The sequence below is a fragment of the Moraxella sp. FZLJ2109 genome (genome assembly GCF_024296965.1).
Classification (GTDB): Bacteria; Pseudomonadota; Gammaproteobacteria; order Pseudomonadales; family Moraxellaceae; genus Moraxella.
Genome location: NZ_CP101112.1, coordinates 235,479 through 254,261, shown reverse-complemented (window position 1 = coordinate 254,261; position 18,783 = coordinate 235,479). Strand labels below are relative to the sequence as shown.

The following is an 18,783-nucleotide window of genomic DNA, read 5'->3' as shown; positions in this document are numbered from 1 at the left end:
TAAGGATAAGCTATGCAATACACAGCCCCACTTCGCGACATTCAATTCGTCATGCACGAGCTACTAGACAGCCAAAGCCACTACGCGCGCCTACCTGCCTACGCTGAACTGGATACCGAGACGGTTAATAGTTACTTAGAAGCGGCGGCGGATTTTGCCCAAAGCGTGCTATCGCCATTGAATCGTACGGGTGACATCGAAGGCTGCCGCTTCGAAGATGGTAATGTCTATACGCCGACAGGCTTTAAACAAGCGTATGAAAGCTATTGTGAATTGGGCTTTCCTGCCTTGACCGCCGAGCCTGAATACGGCGGCATGGGCTTGCCAACCACTTTATCAAGTGCGGTCAGCGAAATGATGGGTACGGCAAACTGGTCATTCTCTATGTATCCAGGGCTGTCACACGGGGCGATCGCCACCATCGAACACCACGGTACTGATGAACAAAAAGCCACTTATCTAGAAAAGCTGAACACAGGCCTGTGGTCGGGTACGATGTGTCTGACCGAAGCGCACGCAGGCTCAGATCTTGGCATCATCAAGACACGCGCCATGCCGAATGATGACGGCAGCTATGCCATCACAGGACAAAAAATCTTCATCTCAGCAGGCGAGCATGATTTGACCGAAAACATCATCCACATCGTGCTAGCACGCCTACCTGACGCACCAGCTGGCACTAAGGGTATTTCGCTATTTATCGTGCCGAAATTCTTGGTCAATGCCGATGGTTCAATCGGTGCGCGCAATGGCGTGACTTGTGGCTCGATCGAGCATAAGATGGGTATCAAAGCATCAGCAACTTGTGTGATGAATTTCGACGGTGCGACAGGTTATCTGATCGGCCCTGAAAACCGCGGTCTAAACTGTATGTTTACCTTTATGAATGTCGCGCGTATTGGCACGGCGATTCAGGGCTTGACGGCGGCGCAGTTTGCTTTCCAAGGGGCAATCACTTATGCCAAAGACCGTACCGCGATGCGCGCCATTTCGGGTGTGAAAGACAAAGACAAAGCCGCTGACCGTATCATCCACCATCCTGCGGTGCGCAATATGATTTTGACCACCAAAGCCTTTGCCGAAGGTGGGCGCGCGCTGGTGTATTATCTGTCACAATATGCCGACATCGTGCATAAGGGTACAGGCGTCGATGGTGTGGATGTGAAATTTGCCGATGATATGCTGTCGTTATTGACACCGATTGCTAAAGCGTTCTTGACCGAGACAGGCTTTGAATCAGCGAACCACGGTGTGCAAGTCTATGGCGGCCACGGCTTTATCAGCGAATGGGGCATGGAGCAAAATGTCCGCGATACGCGCATCGCTTGCTTGTACGAAGGCACGACAGAGATTCAGTCGCTGGATTTGTTGGGTCGTAAAGTGATGGGTTCGCAAGGGCGTATGCTTGCCAATTTCACCAAGATCATTCATAAATTCTGTAAAGAGCATGAAGAAAATGACGCACTTGGTCAATTCATCCGCCCACTTGCCAAACTGAATAAACAGTGGGGTGACATCACCGCACGCATCGGCTTACAAGGCACACAAAACCCAGACGCCATCGGTGCTGCCGCAGTCGATTATCTGTATTTCTCAGGCTATGTGACCCTTGCTTATCTGTGGGCGCGCATGGCGGTCGTCGCGCAAGTGAAGCTTGATGAGTATGATGCAGATCTTGACAGTGATAAATCATTGCACGGTGATTATGGATTTTATGATGCCAAGATCAAGACCGCGCAGTTTTATTTCACCAAGCTCTTACCACGCACCGCCGTCCATGTCGCACGCATCAACAGCGGCGAAGAGACCTTGATGGCGATGGATATTGAGCAATTTGTGTATTAAAATTACTATGATTGCGCCATTTGAAGCAATAGATCGTTTCTTGGATTTATATCATCTGCGGCTTGATCTCTAGCTTTGTTTTAAACGGTGCAATCATGCTGTTATTTTGAATTACTTAAAAACCGACTATAAGGAAATTATCATGTCATTGACCTATACCGCTCCCTTGGATGAAATGCGTTTTACACTAAAAGAAGTGTTTGATGCGCCGAAATTTTGGCAAAATAACGAAAAGCTCAGCCATGTCGATGAAGAAACGGTTGATATGATTCTAGATGAGATGGCGAAATTTGCCAGTGAAGTGCTGCTGCCGATCAATCAATCGGGCGATGAAGAAGGGGCAAAATACCTAGGCGATGGCAAAGTGGCAACGCCAGCAGGTTTCAGACAAGCATTCGCGCAGTATGCCGAAGCGGGCTGGATCGGACTTGGCGGTGATCCGAATTTCGGCGGTCAAGGCATGCCAAAGATGGTCACGATGCTGACCGAAGAGATGCTTTTTGCCACCAACCAATCTTTTGCCTTGTATCCAAATCTCACCGTCGGTGCCAGTATCTGCTTACTGGCTGCTGCTAGCGATGAACAAAAAACCAAATACCTTGAGAAAATGTACGCAGGGCAATGGGCAGGGACGATGTGCTTGACCGAAGCGCACGCAGGCACGGATCTTGGCATCATCAAGACGCGCGCTGTACCGAATGATGACGGTAGCTATGCCATCACGGGTACGAAGATTTTTATCACCGGTGGCGAGCATGATTTGGCAGAAAATATCATTCACTTGGTGCTTGCTAAGACGCCTGACGCGCCAGCTGGCTCAAAGGGTATTTCGCTGTTTATCGTGCCAAAATTCATGGTCAATGATGATGGTAGCCTAGGCGAGCGCAATGCCGTGCAAGCAGGCAGCATCGAGCATAAGATGGGCATCAAAGCATCAGCCACTTGCGTGATGAATTTTGACGGTGCAAAAGGCTATCTGGTCGGTGCGGAGAATACAGGCCTTGCTGCGATGTTTGTGATGATGAACTATGAGCGCGTGACCATGGGCTTACAAGGGCTTGGCGCAAGTGTACTGGCTTACCAAAATGCCGCGCGCTATGCCCAAGATCGCCTGCAAGGTCGTGCGGACAGTGGCGTGGTCAATGCTGATAAAGTAGCCGATCCGATCATTCACTTTGCCGATGTGCGCCGTATGCTGCTGAATGCCAAGACCAACAGCGTCGCGGCGCGTACCTTTGCGATGTATGTGGCACAAAATCTTGACACCGCTAAATACAGCGATGATACCGCCGCAGCAAAAGCAGCCAATGCCAAAGTCGCGCTACTGACGCCGATTGTCAAAGCATTCGTCACTGACAAATCATTCGCCGCAGCGATCGACTGTCAGCAGGTATTCGGCGGACACGGCTATATCAAAGAATGGGGCATGGAGCAGATCGTCCGCGATACGCGTATCTCACAGATCTATGAAGGCACGAACGGCATTCAATCGCTGGATTTGTTGGGTCGTAAGGTCGTTAAAGATGGCGGTGTGGCGATGTCGGCATTCTTAGATGAGATTGATGCTGCGGCTGGTGCAAGTGCTTCATCGCACGCCATCGTGGCAAATGTCAAATCATCGGTGCAAGCCGTGCGCGAACTGACCGCCAAGCTGATCGCTGCCAGCAAAGACGATGCCAATGCCATCAACGCAAGCGCGGTCGATTATCTGCACGCGGTTGGCTATCTGTGCTATGGCTATATGTATCTATTGATCATCAACGCGTGCGAAGGTAAGGCAGGCGAGTTTTATGAAAATAAACGCAAACTTGCCGACTATTTCGTCGCGCGCAGTCTGCCAAGCTTAGATGCGCACGCTAAGATGGCAGCGGCAGGATCAAGCAGTATCATGGCGTTTGATGCTGGGTTTTTTGCGTAAATTATCGCTGTGAAAAATAAGCTTGGTGAGTGATCACCAAGCTTATTTTTTTGGGTGGATTGTCTTGGAATATTGTTCATTGATATTGTATAAACCCATCTCATCAACACTCATTTTGATTAAAAACCTAATGCGTAGTGTGCAGCATCCGCACCAATTTATTATAACGATTTGATTTTTATAATGAATTTTTGCAAAAAATCTTTTGGAGATTTGACGCATTAGGTATTTTGAGGGTGCGTGCGGCACGCCCTATAGGTATTTTAAATTTTTTATCAATTCAAACTTAAATAACCCACAAGTATATGTAATTCCCAAGCATTTTTACTTTAAAATCCCTGCATAACATTTATCATAAAAATGCAAAAAGCAAAAGATTTCGATACAAAATTCTGTGGTAAATCCTGCTCTGAAATTTGGCAAAATTGCCCAAGTGTGTTAGAGTGTCCTACCAAAGATTGAGAAAAATTGTACAAATTTTGTACAGAGCGGTACGATACCGCCAACAAGTGGAGTACTTTGTGACGCTATCGCATAATCACGATTTAGAACATATTTTACAATACATCGTCAAACTACAAGAACTACCCGAGCCTGCATCACTAAAGCGCTTGGTTGATGCACTGCGTGTCGATGCCGATGATGTCGATGCTGCCAATGCCAAGTTTGATGAGTTGATCGAATTATTACAAGCCAACCCTGAATACGGTCAGGGCTTGGCGGCTTTCATGCTGCGCTTGATTACGCAATATCGCCAAATTCCACTATATACCGATGCGGGCATCGCGTCTGATGAGACTTTTTTTGGCAGTGTCAATAAGCTTGTCGGACATCGTTTTTTGCCATTATTGCCCAACGAAGAGCTGGTGGTGGAGCTTGCCAATGATCTGTTTGATCATAAAAATGACTACCGCTGGATTGCTAATATCGATGCTGAAAAATGGGATCGACTGGTGGATCTGGTGCAGGTGGGTAAGCATGATCTAAACTTGGTCGCGCAGATCAAGAACAACATTCTAAACGCTATCGTCATCTTATCTTATCGCATCAGTGGCATGGGTCTGCATCCTGAGCTGATGGAATTTTATCCAGAACTGCTCAATCACTCAGCAGCGTTCGTGGCGCAGAACCAAGAAGCGACACTGTTCGTCAATCAGTATCGCCAGTCGCACCATCTCGATGAGATGACCGATGTCATGCCTGAAGTGGACATCGATCCTGCGCCATTATTGGTGATGGTTGAGCAGTGCCAAGACATCGTCACCCGCGTGCGTAAACGCGTGTACAAGACAGGCATCTCGATTCGCATGACCAATTTGCTTGTGCGTCTTGAGCAGAGCTTGCACCGTATGCAGGTACTGGTGAGTCTTGTGACGGATAAAGACAAAAACCGTGATAAGGCGGTGATTGAGCTGATGACCCAAGTGGTGCGCACGGCGAACACGCGCTATCGCTTTAGCTCATTGATCGAAAGTAACACCAAGCTTCTGTCGCGTAAAGTGACTGAGAACGCCAGTCGCGTCGGTGAGAACTACATCAGTACCGACCGCGCAGGCTTTATGAAAATGTCAAAAAAAGCCGCCATCGGTGGTCTGTTCATCGGCTTTATGGCGACATTGAAGGTGCTTGGCTCGTACTTGGTGCTTGCGCCGATCGGCAAGGCATTCATGAACAGCATGATCTATGGCTTGGGCTTTGTGTTTATTCATATCGCCAAAGGCACGGTCGCAACCAAGCAGCCTGCGATGACAGCAGCTGCGATCGCGTCCACTATCTCAGAAGGCTCGGGCAAAAAATCCCAACAACTGACGAAGCTTGCTGAGCTGATCGTCGATATTTTGCGTACGCAGTTCGTGGCAATCATGGGTAATATCTCGGTGGCGATGCCGGTGGCGTTCGTGATCGCGTGGACTTGGCAGTATCTGCATGGTGCGCCGATGATCGATGGCAAGATGGCAGCTCATCTATTGCATGACCTTGATCCGATTCGCTCACTGTCCTTGCCGCACGCAGCCATTGCAGGTGTGTTCTTGTTTGTTTCAGGCTTGATTTCAGGTTATTATGATAACTTGGCGGCGTACAATAAAATCGGCGAGCGCATTAAACGCCATCCGTGGCTACAGTCAGTGATGTCAAGCTCTTGGCAGAACAAGCTTGGCGATTTCGTCGAAGCAAACCTAGGTGCGATCATGGGGAACTTTATTTTTGGTTGTTTCCTTGGTAGTACCGCGACCGTCGGCTATATGCTTGGCTTGCCGCTGGATATTCGCCACATTGCCTTTGCATCGGCGAACTTCATTCACGGCATTTATCATCTTGCGCCGCAGGATCTGACTTGGCAAGTGATTACGCTGTCGTTCATCGGTGTGCTGCTGATTGGTATGGTGAACTTGATGGTGAGCTTCTCGCTTGCCTTGATGGTGGCACTGCGTTCAAAAGGCGTGCGCTTTTTTGAATGGAAAAAGCTTAACAGCATGGTATTTAGCCATTTTGTAAAGCATCCGCTTGACTTTTTTTGGCCGCGCAAAGAAACGGTCAAATACGCCAAAATCAACAGCGATGGTGAGATCATTTTCGATGAAGTCAAAGACAAAGAAACGCAGTTTTTCTCTGATGCCATCGTGCGTCGTCTGCACTTTAAGCCAAAAGACGCCCAAGAGATCAAAAATGACATCATCGAAGCAACCTTTGAACCTGTGTGTGGCGAAAATGGCGTACCGCTGATCGATGGTCAGAGCAGCGATGATTGCACGCCAAATTCATTACCAAAACCTGATGTCAAACCAAAGCTGCCTAAATAATGCACAAGACATTGGATAATTAATAGCCAATATCATCACAATGACGAAAACTTTTGCTTTTCGTCATTTTTTTATGTCAGCTTGTCAATCTATCGGAATAGTGCGAATAATTATCAATTTTATATACAAATTATAAATACTCTCAAGTGTATATCCAGTATGGGATTGTGCAATGACTACTAATAAAATTTCTGAAATATTTCTGTATCGCATAATTTTTTATATCAGATAAATTGTACTGGATTTCTTAAAAAATTGCAGTATAATTGCCGCAATTATCCCACCGTTTATTTTTTGAGTAGTTTCTCATGGTGCAGCATACTTCTGTGTGGTACCGACGCTCGGTCAGTCCGTTTGTTCTTGTGGCAAGTGTTTCCGTTTTCTTGACCGCGACCGCCAATCTTACCTTTTTTGATAAAATCAGCCAAACCTATCCCATCGCGGACAATCTCGGCTTTGTGCTGACGATCGCTGTCGTGCTCTTTGGCGCGATGCTACTGATCACCACGCTGTTATCATCGTATCGCTATGTGCTAAAGCCTGTGTTGATTTTGCTATTAATCATGGGCGCGGTGACCAGTTATTTTACTGACACTTATGGCACGGTCTATGACACGACCATGCTCCAAAATGCCCTACAGACCGACCAAGCCGAGACCAAGGATCTATTAAACGCAGCGTTTATCATGCGTATCATTGGCTTGGGCGTGTTACCAAGTTTGCTTGTGGCTTTTGTCAAGGTGGATTATCCGACTTGGGGCAAGGGTTTGATGCGCCGATTGGGCTTGATCGTGGCAAGTCTTGCGCTGATTTTACTGCCTGTGGTGGCGTTCAGCAGTCATTATGCCAGTTTCTTTCGCGTGCATAAGCCGCTGCGTAGCTATGTCAATCCGATCATGCCAATCTACTCGGTGGGTAAGCTTGCCAGTATTGAGTATAAAAAAGCCAGTGCGCCAAAAGATACCATTTATCACGCCAAAGACGCGGTACAAGCAACCAAGCCTGATATGCGTAAGCCACGCCTAGTGGTGTTCGTCGTCGGTGAGACGGCACGCGCCGATCATGTCAGCTTCAATGGCTATGAGCGCGATACTTTCCCGCAGCTTGCCAAGATCGATGGCGTGACCAATTTTAGCCAAGTGACATCGTGTGGCACATCGACGGCATACTCTGTGCCGTGTATGTTCAGCTATTTAGGCGCGGATGAGTACGATGTCGATACCGCCAAGTACCAAGAAAATGTGCTTGATACGCTGGATCGCTTGGGCGTGAGCATCTTGTGGCGTGATAATAATTCAGACTCAAAAGGCGTGATGGATAAGCTGCCAAAAGCGCAATTTGCCGATTATAAATCCGCAACCAACAACACCATCTGTAACACCAATCCTTATAACGAATGCCGCGATGTCGGTATGCTCGTTGGCTTAGATGACTTTGTCGCTGCCAATACTGGCAAAGATATGCTGATCATGCTGCACCAAATGGGCAATCACGGACCTGCGTATTTTAAGCGATATGATGAAAAGTTTGCCAAATTCACGCCAGTGTGTGAAGGTAATGAGCTTGCCAAGTGCGAACATCAGTCCTTGATCAATGCTTATGACAATGCCTTGCTTGCCACCGATGATTTCATCGCTCAAAGTATCCAGTGGTTACAGATGCACAGCAATGCCTATGATGTCTCGATGCTGTATGTCAGCGACCACGGTGAGAGTCTGGGTGAAAATGGTGTCTATCTGCATGGTATGCCAAATGCCTTTGCACCAAAAGAACAACGAGCGGTACCGGCATTCTTTTGGTCAAATAATTCATCGTTCACGCCAACTGCCAGTGACACCGCACTGACACATGATGCGATTACGCCGACATTATTAAAGCTGTTCGATGTTACCGCGGATAAAGTCAAAGACCGCAACGCATTCATCCGCTGATTTCTCCCTTTATTTTTCCAAACCCACCGCACAATCATTCGTATTAAGGGCGGTGGGGTGGGGTTTGTTATGCCGTATTTATCAAATAAACGCCTGCTTGTCGAGATGAGCATCGCTCTTGTCATGGCGATCGTTGCTGCGCTGACCCTTGAACATAGTCAGATTGATCTGATGGTCGCTGATTGGTTCTATCTGGGTATGGGGCATTGGATGGTTGCCAAGCAAGCTTTTTTGCCCGATTTACTGCTGTATTCTGGACTAAAAAAGCTACTGATGGCGATGCTGATTTACTTGCTGGTTGCGACCATTTACCGCGCTTATCATGAGAAAAAGGGCAATGCCATCACTGCCAAGTGGCTTGTCCCAGTGGCAAAATTTCGCGTGCGTGAGCTTGTGTATCTGGTGCTGACTATGATTCTAGTGCCGACGGTTGTCGCATCATTGAAGGCTTATACGCATGTGGCCTGCCCTGTGCATTTGACGATTTTTGATGGTACGCTGCCATATTTGCCGATGCTTGATAGTATGCGTAACACCATTCCTGCCAAGTGCTTTCCTGCGGCGCACGCCAGTAGCGGATTTGCACTGTTTGCCTTTGCTTTTGTGCCAAGTTTGCGTCATCGTCGCAGTGCGATCACCATCGCGATGATGGCATTGGGCTGGGCGATGGGCTGCTACAAGATGATGATTGGCGATCATTTTTTGAGCCATACGGTGGTGTCGATGATGCTTGCGTGGGCGATGTCGGCAGGGCTTGCGTGGGTGTTTTTTAAGAAGGGTGAACAAGTTTAATCGTTTAGAAAATTTTACAATAAAAAAGGGTGTGTTTTAAGCACCCCGTTTTTATCGATCTAATGGATTGATTTTCAAATCCTTATAAAATCACCTTATCCACCATCACGCCGATCAAAAACCCCGCCATGCCGATGATTACGCTCATGCCGGTATTGATGCCACGAGCGGTGGCAAGCACAGTAGCAATGATACCGCAAATAGTGGCAATCAGCGGACTATGCTCAGTCGGCGACTCAAAAAACGGTAGCATCAGCACCATCGTCATCGCCACGATAATCGCACCACCTAATGGTGCAAGTGGTGAATTTTCAGCAGTAAAAAAGCGAATGATCGGTGAGTTGTCCGATAATAAAAATGGCAAAGCGCGAGACAAAGCAGTCAAAATCGCCATTGCTGCAACCGAAATCACTAAAGTGGAAAAGTTAGCATTACTAAACATTATCGAATAAACCTGCTAATTATCAACTGCACCAACACCCCTGCAAATCCCGCTACCAACAGCGCAATCTCGCCATGTCCAAACTGTGTACAAATCACCGCCACGATTGCAGATACAATCAGCGCAATGCGAAAGCGTGGCTCACTGATAAAAGCGTGCGTCGATAATGAAACAAACAGTGCAACAAATGCAAAATTCATCGTCGCGCTCATCGTCGGATAATTAGCAAGCAGCTTGCCACCAAAAATCCCGACAATAGTCCCACCCCACCACGATGTCCACGACACCAAGGCAAGCCCGACAAGCCACGGTTTTTGGTTGTCGATGTCTTTAAGTTTCGCCATCGATGTAGCAAAAACTTCATCGGTAATCAGCGGCGCGACCCACACCATACCATCGCTGTTTTTTAAGTGGCGCTTCATCAAGGGTGCATACAGCAGATGGCGCGAGTCGAGCAGTGCGCACAAGCCCACGACGGCAAGCGCACTAGCACCGCTTACGATCGATGCAAATAACAAAAACTGACTTGCACCTGCGTAGATAAACAGGCTCATCGCCACGATTACCCAAGTGGGAAATCCTGCCGCAGTCGTCGCCATGCCAAAAGCAATCGCCACAGGAATATAGCCTAAGGCGATGGGCAGGGCGGATTGACAGCCTTGGAGAAAGGCGGCGCGGTTGGATTGGGTCATAAATTAGGCTAAATAATCAGAGATGGTTATGTAAAAACGCTTATTATAACTTAAATTCACTGTTTCTCAAGTAATTTTACCGCGCCAAATGTATTGAAAATAGTAGTGTGGCATTATAAATTGAAAAATATTCATCTTTTTTCAAAAATATATCAATTGTATTCATGTTAAAAATGCGGTTTAATATGTCCTGTTCGAAATTCATCCAAATTCACAATGAAAATAGGTGCAATATGACCACATTAAGCTACCAAGTCAAAACGCTAAAATTTGACGAAAATTATATCCCTGCCCAAAGTACGCGCTTGACCACCAACTTTGCCAACCTTGCGCGTGGTGATAATCGTAAAGAAAATCTACAAAATGTCATACGCATGATCGATAAGCGATTCAATGATTTGGCAAATTGGGATAATCCGACCGCCAACCGTTATAGCGTTGAGCTTGAGATTGTCTCAGCAGATATTGATGTCGTCGGTGATGGTGAGTTTTTTCCAGCGATTGAGATGCTACACACCAGCGTCATTGACCATAAAACTGGTCAAACAATCGACGGCATCATCGGCAACAGCTTTTCATCTTATGTGCGCGATTATGATTTTAGCGTGCTACTGCGTGAGTATAATCAAGACAAACCGACTTTTAGCGTGCCAGATGATTATGGCGTACTGCATGGCGAGCTTTTTAAACAAATCTTAACATCAGATGCTTATACAGAGAAATTTAAAAAAGCCCCAGTGATTTGCCTAAGTGTCTCAACCACTAAGACTTATCATCGCACCACCAATGTACATCCGATTTTGGGCGTGGAATATCAGCAAGAAGCTGATTCATTGACCGACGAATATTTTGCTAAGATGGGCTTAAAGGTTCGTTATTTTATGCCACCAAAATCTGTCGCGCCATTTGCATTTTATCATGCAGGTGATCTATTAAATGATTACAGCAATCTTGAATTGATCAGCACCATCGCAACGATGGAAGCATTCCAAAAAATCTATCGCCCTGAGATTTATAATGCCAATTCGGTGGCGGGTGAAGTCTATACACCAAGCTTGACTTACGAAGATTATTCTTTAACAAAAGTAGAATATGACCGCGTTGAGCGTACCGAACTTGCCATTAAGCAAGGTGAATATACCCAAGAGCATTTCATCAAGCCTTATGCAGATATTTTGGCAAAATTCGTTCAGTGATTGTGGTATATCAAATTAAGTATTTGAAATTAAACAAATTTATAAAGGCAATATATCATGAGCAAACTATTATTACCAACATCAACCGCAGGCAGCTTACCAAAACCTGTATGGCTTGCCGAACCAGAAAAACTGTGGTCACCTTGGAAATTATCAGGTAATGAATTAAGAGAAGCTAAACAAGATGCGCTTTTGGTGTCACTACAAGAGCAGATCAGTGCGGGCATTGACATCGTTAGTGATGGCGAGCAGACACGCCAGCATTTTGTGACGACTTTTATCGAGCATTTGGATGGCGTGGATTTTAATCAGCGCGAAACAGTGCGCATCCGCAACCGCTATGATGCTAGCGTGCCGACGGTCGTCGGTGCGGTGTCTCGTCCAAAGTCGGTATTCGTCGATGATGCCAAATTTTTGCGCAAGCATACTGACAAGCCGATCAAATGGGCATTGCCAGGGCCGATGACCATGATTGATACTTTGTATGATGCGCATTATAAAAGCCGTGAGAAATTGGCATGGGAATTTGCAAAAATTCTTAACGAAGAAGCCAAAGAACTGGAAGCAGCAGGCGTGGATATTATCCAGTTTGATGAGCCAGCTTTTAATGTATTTTTTGATGAATTAAATGATTGGGGCGTAGCAGCACTTGAGCGTGCCATCGAAGGGCTGAAGTGCGAAACCGCCGTACACATCTGCTATGGCTATGGCATTCAAGCCAACAACGACTGGAAAAAAACGCTGGGCAGTGAGTGGCGTCAATACGAAGAAAGCTTCCCAAAACTTCAAGCATCAAGCATTGACATCATCTCGCTAGAGTGTCAAAATTCTCATGTGTCGATGGATTTGATCGAGCTGATCCGTGGCAAAAAGGTGATGGTCGGTGCGATCGATGTGGCGACCAACACCATCGAGAAAGCTGATGAAGTGGCGGCGACATTGCGTAAGGCACTACAGTTCGTCGATGCGGACAAGCTGTATCCATGCACCAACTGCGGTATGGCACCACTATCTCGCTCTGTGGCTCGCGGCAAACTTGAAGCACTTGCGGCAGGGGCGGCTCTGGTGCGTGCTGAACTGTCTTAAGCGATTTGCATGATAATTGAATCTGATAGCAAAAGTTGGGAGCAATCCTGACTTTTGCTCAAATTTTTATAAATATAAGTGAAGCAATGATTACAAATACAGAATTTAGAAATGCGATGTCCAAGCTTGTCAGTGCGGTGCATATCGTCACCACTGATGGTGAATCAGGTCGGCATGGCTTTACGGCATCTGCGGTGTGTAGTGTGACTGACACGCCACCGACGCTGCTTGTATGTATGAATGGTAATGCACGCTCTTATGAGCATTTTGTCAAGAATCAAGTGCTGTGCGTCAATACATTGGCGGCAGATCAGGCTGAGTTATCCAATGCATTTGCATCTGCCATGAGTGCTGATGAGCGATTTGCACAGGCTGAGTGGACGACACTTGCCACAGGTGCACCAGTGCTGACATCATCACTGGTGAGCTTTGATTGCAAGATTGATCAGATTGAGACGGTGGGGACGCATAGTATTTTTATCTGTAAAATCATTGCCATTAAGCAAGGTGATGGCGCAGCAAAGGGCTTGGCTTATTGTGATCGCGCGTATCATTCGGTGGTGGCGCAAGGGTAGGGGATTGTTTTTCCGATAAGGACAAATCGTTATCTTAGAATGATAAAAGGGCGTTATTGATACGCCCTTAATTTTATTTAAATTTATAGAAATTATTTGAATAAATAAAAATTTAGGATGTGCTATATGCTTCAATTGAACGCAGATGTTTGAATTTTATGATAATTTTGGCAAAATTTCTTTTAGAATTTGACGCATCAGAATCTTAATGGTGCGAACAGCTGATTTAAATAATATCTTAATCATTTAAAAAAGTGGGGTGCATATAACACACCCCGCAACACCATTAAATCACATCTTTTCAACAGTCTTAATGCCAAGCAAATCAAGACCTTGCTTAAGCGTCTTGGCGGTGAGATTGGCAAGCAGTAGGCGACTGGTTTTGGTTGGCTCATCAGCTGTTAGGATTGGACAGGCTTCATAAAAGCCTGAGAATGCACCTGCCAGCTCAAACAGATATTGGCAGAGTAGATGTGGCAGTCCGTCTTTGGCGACGGTGAGTAGTACTTCTTCAAACTGCAATAATTTCACCGCCAAAGCACGCTCTTTATCATCAGTGATGCTGATTTGACCTGCTAAGGTATCGCCATCCACACCCGCTTTGGCAAAAATCGAGCGAATACGAGTATAAGCGTACTGCATATACGGAGCGGTGTTACCCTCGAACGACAGCATATTATCCCAATCAAACACATAGTCGGTATTGCGATTTTTTGACAAATCGGCATATTTGACCGCACCGATGGCGACAGCATCGATGACCGCTTGCTTTTCGGTATCATTAAGTTCGGTGTTTTTGTCATTGATCAAGACAGTGGCACGCTCGATGGCTTCATCCAGTAGATCGTTTAATTTGACCGTACCACCGGTACGAGTCTTGAACGGCTTACCGTCTTTACCAAGCATCATCCCAAAGGTAAAATGCTCAAGGCTGAATGACTCAGGTACAAAGCCTGCCTTGCGAGTGATGAGCCATGCCTGTGCCATGTGCTGTGCTTGACGCGCATCGGTAAAGACCAACGCACGATCACCTTGTAGGGTCTCATAGCGGTATTTGGCAGCGGCGATGTCGGTGGTGGTATATAGATAGCCGCCGTCTTTTTTCTGGATGATGACACCCATTGGCTCACCGTCTTTGTTTTTGAATTCATCCAAAAATACCACGACAGCACCATCATCTTCGACCGCAAGGCCTTTGTCTTTGAGTGCTTGCACCACGACAGGTAGCATCAGATTGTACAGGCTTTCACCCATGACATCATTAGGTGTCAAAGTGACATTCATACGCTCATAAGTGGCTTGGCACTGCGTCATGGTGATATCAACAAGCTTACGCCACATACTTAGGCAGTACTCATCACCGCTTTGGAGTTTGACGACATAGTTACGAGATTTCTCAGCAAAGGCTTCATCATTATCATAATTTAGCTTAGCTTGACGATAGAACTCTTCGATATCGGACAAATCCATATCGGTGGCGTTTTCGTTTTGCATCTTTTCAAGATAAGCAATCAACATACCAAACTGCGTACCCCAGTCACCGACATGATTGGCACGAATCACGGTATTGCCTAGAAACTCAAGCGTACGCACGACACTATCACCGATGATGGTCGAGCGTAGATGACCGACATGCATTTCTTTGGCGACATTCGGTGATGAGTAGTCCACGACCACGCGCTGATGTTGGTTGGCTTTCACACCCAACTTGGCATCGCTATTGGCGGCAGTAGTACTATTTTCTATCCACTTATTATTTAAGAAAATATTGATAAAACCTGCACCAGCGATTTCTACTTTTGTGGCGATATCGCTGATATCTAGCACATCGATGACGCTTTGGGCGAACTCACGAGGATTTTTGCCCAGTTTTTTGGCGGCACCCATGATGCCATTGGCTTGATAATCGCCAAACTGTGGCTTGCCAGACTGACGCACGAGTGCTTGGACATCGCTGTCTGCACCTGCACTGATCATGGCTTGTGTGATTTTGTCATTTAAAAGCTGTTGAATATTCATAATTGACCGTTAATTGTATAAAAATTCGCCGAATAAAAACGGCTTATCATAGCAAATTTTTGCCAAAAAATCTTGGGTTTTTGGGCAAAAAGGGCATTAGTTTAACTCTGCCCATTTTTGTTTATCTTTAAACATACATTCATCAAACACCACGCACGCACCGCACTTAGGGCTGCGCGCCATACAAGTGTAGCGGCCGTGCAGGATCAGATAATGGTGCGCATCGACCAGATACTGCGTCGGAATGCGTTTCATCAGTGCTTTTTCGACCGCTAGGACAGTTTTGCCAGTGGCAAGCCCCGTGCGATTACCAACGCGAAAAATGTGTGTATCTACCGCCATCACAGGCTGACCGAATGCGGTATTTAACACGACATTGGCAGTCTTGCGACCCACGCCCGCCAAGGCTTCTAGGGCATCTCGCGTGCGTGGCACTTCGCCATTGTGCTTATCAATGAGATCTTGGCAGGTTTTCATCACATTGGCGGCTTTAGAATTGTAAAGCCCAATTGAATTGATATAAGATTTTAGCCCATCTAAACCAAGATCAAGGATGGCTTGCGGTGTATTGGCAACCTTAAACAGCTTATCGGTGGCGATGTTCACGCTTTTATCTGTGGCTTGGGCTGAGAGCATCACCGCGATCAATAGCTCAAAGTCGCTCGAATAATTCAGCTCAGTGACAGGTTCTTTGATATGCTCGGCAAGCTTTTGAAAAAATGATACACGCTTTGGTTCGCTCATTGGGCGTGATGGCGGCGTATCGGCGGTTTTTGCTGTGGCAAGCTTACTGGTTTTGCCGGCTCTGACAGCGCTTAGGGCTTTTGATTTTGTCATAATTTACTAAATAATCAATGGTTATTATTCATCATATTATTGATAAAGATAGATTATTTTTTCTTCATATCTTTATCGGATTTATCATCGTCATCATCTTCCCATGATGCCAAGCGTTTGGCGATTTTACCAAACAGCGTGGTTTTCTTATATTCACCATTTTTGTTCTTATCATTGACCGCCATGCCGGTGAGCAGGGTGAGTGCTTGGCGGATGTCGTCGATGGCATAGATGGCGAATTGATCGGCAGCGCAGGCAGCGACGATGTCATCTCTGAGCATCAGCTGATCGATATTGGTGCGAGGCAAGATGACACCTTGTGTGCCATCAAGTCCTTTATCACGACAAGCATCAAAAAACCCTGCGATTTTGGCATTGACACCGCCGACGGCTTGGGCTTCACCCAGCTGATTCATCGAGCCTGTGATGGCAAGATTTTGATGAATGGGCACATCACCCAGTGCAGATAATAAGGCGCACGCTTCTGCCAATGTGGCACTATCGCCATCGATGTGTGCATAGCTTTGTTCAAAGGCTAGGGATGCACTGAAGTTTAATTCATGAAATTCGCTAAATAATGAACGCAAAAAGCTTGACATAATCAGCATCCCTTTGGCGTGCAGACTACCACCAAGTTCGACATCTCGCTCGATATCTAGGATTTCGCCATGACCGAAATTCGGCTGAATCAATGCCGTCAAGCGCGCAGGCAGACCAAACTCGCTGTCAGCATAGCTAATGACCGTTAGGGCGTTGATTTGCCCTGTGGCGCGCCCTGTGGTGCTGATGATTTGCTGACCGTTTTCGATCTCTTGCCAATACAGCTCTTGTAGGTAGCTTGTGCGCTCAAACATATCAGCAAGTGCAGATTTGACATGGTTTGCACCAACCATTTTATCGCCGTTCATCATCGCGATACGCGCCGATTCGACCATCAGTGCAGATAAGCGATTGGCGTGTAGATCAAGCTTATTTTTGTCATCGGCAAGCTTAGATAACTCATCGATAATCGCTGCCATCGCAGTATTATCAAAGTGCGGCAGTTCATAGCCTTTGACCATGTCCACCATCTTACACACCAGTCCTGTTTCGCTCTCGGTGGTGCGCGCGATGGTATCGTGAAAATCAGCACGAATTTTAAACACTGAATTAAATTCAGGTTCAAATTCTAATAATTCATAATAAAGATCAGCTTCACCAAGCAAGATGACTTTGACATCCAAATCGACGCTGTCAGGCTCAAGTGACAGACTGCCTGTCAAGGTGAGCATCTGCTCAAGGCTTGAGATTTTGATTTGCTTGGACTGTAGTGCGCGCTTGAGCCCTTGCCATGCATAAGGATGCTCAAGTAGGCTTTGCGCTTCAAGTAGCAAAAATCCGCCATTTGCCTTGTGCAGCGCACCTGCGCGAATCATACTGACATCGGTCAGTACCGTGCCAAGCTCTGTGGTGTATTCGATATGACCAAGTAAGTTCAAATGCGTCGGCAAATCTTCAAAAATAATCGGCGCGCCTGAATTTGGCTTATGACTAACCAGCACATTGACCGCATAGCGGCTCGGCACATCTGACAGCACCGCAGGGACAAAATCTTCATCATCTTCATTGATGATGCGTGCGATATTTTTGACCATGTCATCGCGCATGGCGTGCAAGTGGCGGATGGCTTTTGGAAAATCTTTAAACGCTGTCAAGACAGGGCGAAACATCGGCTCAAGCACTTTTTCTGCTGTGCTTTGGTGCAGCTTATCAAGTGCGTCATGCGTCGCATCTTCCAGATCTTCTAGCTCAAGCTGTGCATTGGCAAGGTGCTTTTGTAGCTTGGCAAGTGCATCGGTGTCAATGGGTTTATCTTCATCGATGGCGACAAACTGCGTACGACCATCAGCAGATGATTTTAAGATTAAGTTAAAATTCACCGCCTTGGCATTGATCGCGGCAAAGCGTTCATTCTGGGCAATGGTGATGTTATTTTTGATGGCGTCAATGTGGCTTTGGTGTGTATCGCCAAGCAGCTTTGCGGCAAGTTTTTTCTTCGCCATCTGCCATAGTTTGTGCGTCTTTGATTGAAAGCTTGCCGCCAATCCTGCCGGAAAATCAATGGCAATTGGACGGCGTGAATCAGCAAAATTATGCACATAAACCCAGTCATTGGGCGTCGGCATGGCTTTGGCGCGCTCGGATAATAGACGCGTGATCAGCGTGCGTTTGCCCAAGCCATTTTCACCGACGGCGAACACATGATAGCCATTAGCGCGAATATCAAGCGCGGTGTTGATCGCTTTGATGGCGCGTTTTTGTCCAAAGTCAATGGCAGGCTTTGGTAGTTTTACTCGGCTATTTTTGGGTAGGCTCTCGGGATTGGTGTAGCGTTTGAGCGCGCTGATTTCTAGCTTATGAGAGTTTAGTAAATTTTGATAATCTTCGGGTTTCATAAATTGTTGTGGTGTTCTTAAATTCTGGTGATGGTCAGGTGAGGTTTATAAAACTAAATAAATAATTTTATAAAAATACAAAATCTAAGTAAAAATTTCACAAAATATCGCCAAAGCACCAACATTTTGTCAAAAACTTGCACACTGCCATCAAAAAGGCTATTTTAGCAGATTAAAGCATGATAAAATAGGGTAGTTTTTACTTTCATTTTTC

13 protein-coding genes are annotated in these 18,783 nt (G+C 46.3%); 8 read left to right on the top strand and 5 right to left on the bottom strand.

Annotated features, from left to right (window positions below; genetic code table 11):
- Positions 1-12: 12 nt before the first annotated feature.
- The 5 genes from NKU06_RS01190 to NKU06_RS01170 all read left to right on the top strand — a co-directional run bounded on the left by NKU06_RS01190 (position 13) and on the right by NKU06_RS01170 (position 9,287).
- Positions 13-1,845 (top strand): acyl-CoA dehydrogenase C-terminal domain-containing protein, encoded by a 1,833-nt coding sequence (locus NKU06_RS01190; protein WP_254731739.1) that lies wholly within the window; start codon positions 13-15, stop codon positions 1,843-1,845.
- Positions 1,846-1,987: 142 nt separating this feature from the next.
- Positions 1,988-3,763: an acyl-CoA dehydrogenase C-terminal domain-containing protein gene (locus NKU06_RS01185; protein ID WP_254731737.1), complete on the top strand. Its 1,776-nt coding sequence runs from the start codon at positions 1,988-1,990 to the stop codon at positions 3,761-3,763.
- Between the two features lie 521 nt (positions 3,764-4,284).
- Positions 4,285-6,564 (top strand): site-specific recombinase, encoded by a 2,280-nt coding sequence (locus NKU06_RS01180; protein ID WP_253223996.1) that lies wholly within the window; start codon positions 4,285-4,287, stop codon positions 6,562-6,564.
- A gap of 308 nt (positions 6,565-6,872) precedes the next feature.
- Positions 6,873-8,495 (top strand): MCR-1 family phosphoethanolamine--lipid A transferase, encoded by a 1,623-nt coding sequence (locus NKU06_RS01175; RefSeq protein ID WP_254731735.1) that lies wholly within the window; start codon positions 6,873-6,875, stop codon positions 8,493-8,495.
- A gap of 69 nt (positions 8,496-8,564) precedes the next feature.
- Positions 8,565-9,287, top strand: a complete 723-nt coding sequence (locus tag NKU06_RS01170) for a PAP2 family protein (protein WP_254731733.1) — start codon at positions 8,565-8,567, stop codon at positions 9,285-9,287.
- A gap of 82 nt (positions 9,288-9,369) precedes the next feature.
- On the opposite strand, the gene NKU06_RS01165 is transcribed toward NKU06_RS01170, so the two are convergent.
- Positions 9,370-9,681, bottom strand: a complete 312-nt coding sequence (locus NKU06_RS01165; RefSeq protein WP_254731731.1) for an AzlD domain-containing protein — start codon at positions 9,679-9,681, stop codon at positions 9,370-9,372.
- 47 nt (positions 9,682-9,728) lie between these two features.
- Positions 9,729-10,421, bottom strand: a complete 693-nt coding sequence (locus NKU06_RS01160; RefSeq protein WP_254731729.1) for an AzlC family ABC transporter permease — start codon at positions 10,419-10,421, stop codon at positions 9,729-9,731.
- A gap of 233 nt (positions 10,422-10,654) precedes the next feature.
- Here NKU06_RS01160 and NKU06_RS01155 point away from each other — a divergent pair, with 233 nt between their 5' ends.
- The 3 genes from NKU06_RS01155 (at position 10,655) to NKU06_RS01145 (ending at position 13,278) form a co-directional block, all read left to right on the top strand.
- Positions 10,655-11,617 carry a putative oxygenase MesX gene (locus NKU06_RS01155; protein WP_254731727.1) on the top strand — a complete coding sequence of 321 codons (963 nt, stop codon included), beginning with the start codon at positions 10,655-10,657 and terminating at the stop codon, positions 11,615-11,617.
- A 57-nt stretch (positions 11,618-11,674) separates the two neighbouring features.
- Positions 11,675-12,703, top strand: coding sequence for a methionine synthase (locus NKU06_RS01150; protein ID WP_254731725.1), 1,029 nt, complete (start codon positions 11,675-11,677; stop codon positions 12,701-12,703).
- Positions 12,704-12,789: 86 nt separating this feature from the next.
- On the top strand, positions 12,790-13,278 hold the full coding sequence (locus NKU06_RS01145; RefSeq protein WP_254731723.1) for a flavin reductase: 489 nt from the start codon (positions 12,790-12,792) through the stop codon (positions 13,276-13,278).
- A gap of 291 nt (positions 13,279-13,569) precedes the next feature.
- Here the strand turns inward: NKU06_RS01145 and argS are convergent, their stop codons facing one another.
- From argS to NKU06_RS01130, 3 genes are all read right to left on the bottom strand, one after another.
- On the bottom strand, positions 13,570-15,297 hold the full coding sequence (gene argS, locus NKU06_RS01140; RefSeq protein ID WP_254731721.1) for an arginine--tRNA ligase: 1,728 nt from the start codon (positions 15,295-15,297) through the stop codon (positions 13,570-13,572).
- Positions 15,298-15,393: 96 nt separating this feature from the next.
- Positions 15,394-16,041 (bottom strand): endonuclease III, encoded by a 648-nt coding sequence (nth, locus tag NKU06_RS01135; RefSeq protein WP_254732098.1) that lies wholly within the window; start codon positions 16,039-16,041, stop codon positions 15,394-15,396.
- A gap of 146 nt (positions 16,042-16,187) precedes the next feature.
- Entirely contained in the window at positions 16,188-18,569 is a 2,382-nt protein-coding gene (locus NKU06_RS01130; protein WP_254731719.1) for an ATP-binding protein, read from the bottom strand.
- Positions 18,570-18,783: the final 214 nt, after the last annotated feature.

Coding starts and splice junctions, on each gene's coding strand:
- NKU06_RS01190 (WP_254731739.1), top strand. CDS start 13: ATGCAATACACAGCCCCACTTCGCGACATTCAATTCGTCATGCACGAG.
- NKU06_RS01185 (WP_254731737.1), top strand. CDS start 1,988: ATGTCATTGACCTATACCGCTCCCTTGGATGAAATGCGTTTTACACTA.
- NKU06_RS01175 (WP_254731735.1), top strand. CDS start 6,873: ATGGTGCAGCATACTTCTGTGTGGTACCGACGCTCGGTCAGTCCGTTT.
- NKU06_RS01170 (WP_254731733.1), top strand. CDS start 8,565: ATGCCGTATTTATCAAATAAACGCCTGCTTGTCGAGATGAGCATCGCT.
- NKU06_RS01165 (WP_254731731.1), bottom strand. CDS start 9,681: ATGGCGATTTTGACTGCTTTGTCTCGCGCTTTGCCATTTTTATTATCG.
- NKU06_RS01160 (WP_254731729.1), bottom strand. CDS start 10,421: ATGACCCAATCCAACCGCGCCGCCTTTCTCCAAGGCTGTCAATCCGCC.
- NKU06_RS01155 (WP_254731727.1), top strand. CDS start 10,655: ATGACCACATTAAGCTACCAAGTCAAAACGCTAAAATTTGACGAAAAT.
- NKU06_RS01150 (WP_254731725.1), top strand. CDS start 11,675: ATGAGCAAACTATTATTACCAACATCAACCGCAGGCAGCTTACCAAAA.
- NKU06_RS01145 (WP_254731723.1), top strand. CDS start 12,790: ATGATTACAAATACAGAATTTAGAAATGCGATGTCCAAGCTTGTCAGT.
- argS (WP_254731721.1), bottom strand. CDS start 15,297: ATGAATATTCAACAGCTTTTAAATGACAAAATCACACAAGCCATGATC.
- nth (WP_254732098.1), bottom strand. CDS start 16,041: ATGAGCGAACCAAAGCGTGTATCATTTTTTCAAAAGCTTGCCGAGCAT.
- NKU06_RS01130 (WP_254731719.1), bottom strand. CDS start 18,569: ATGAAACCCGAAGATTATCAAAATTTACTAAACTCTCATAAGCTAGAA.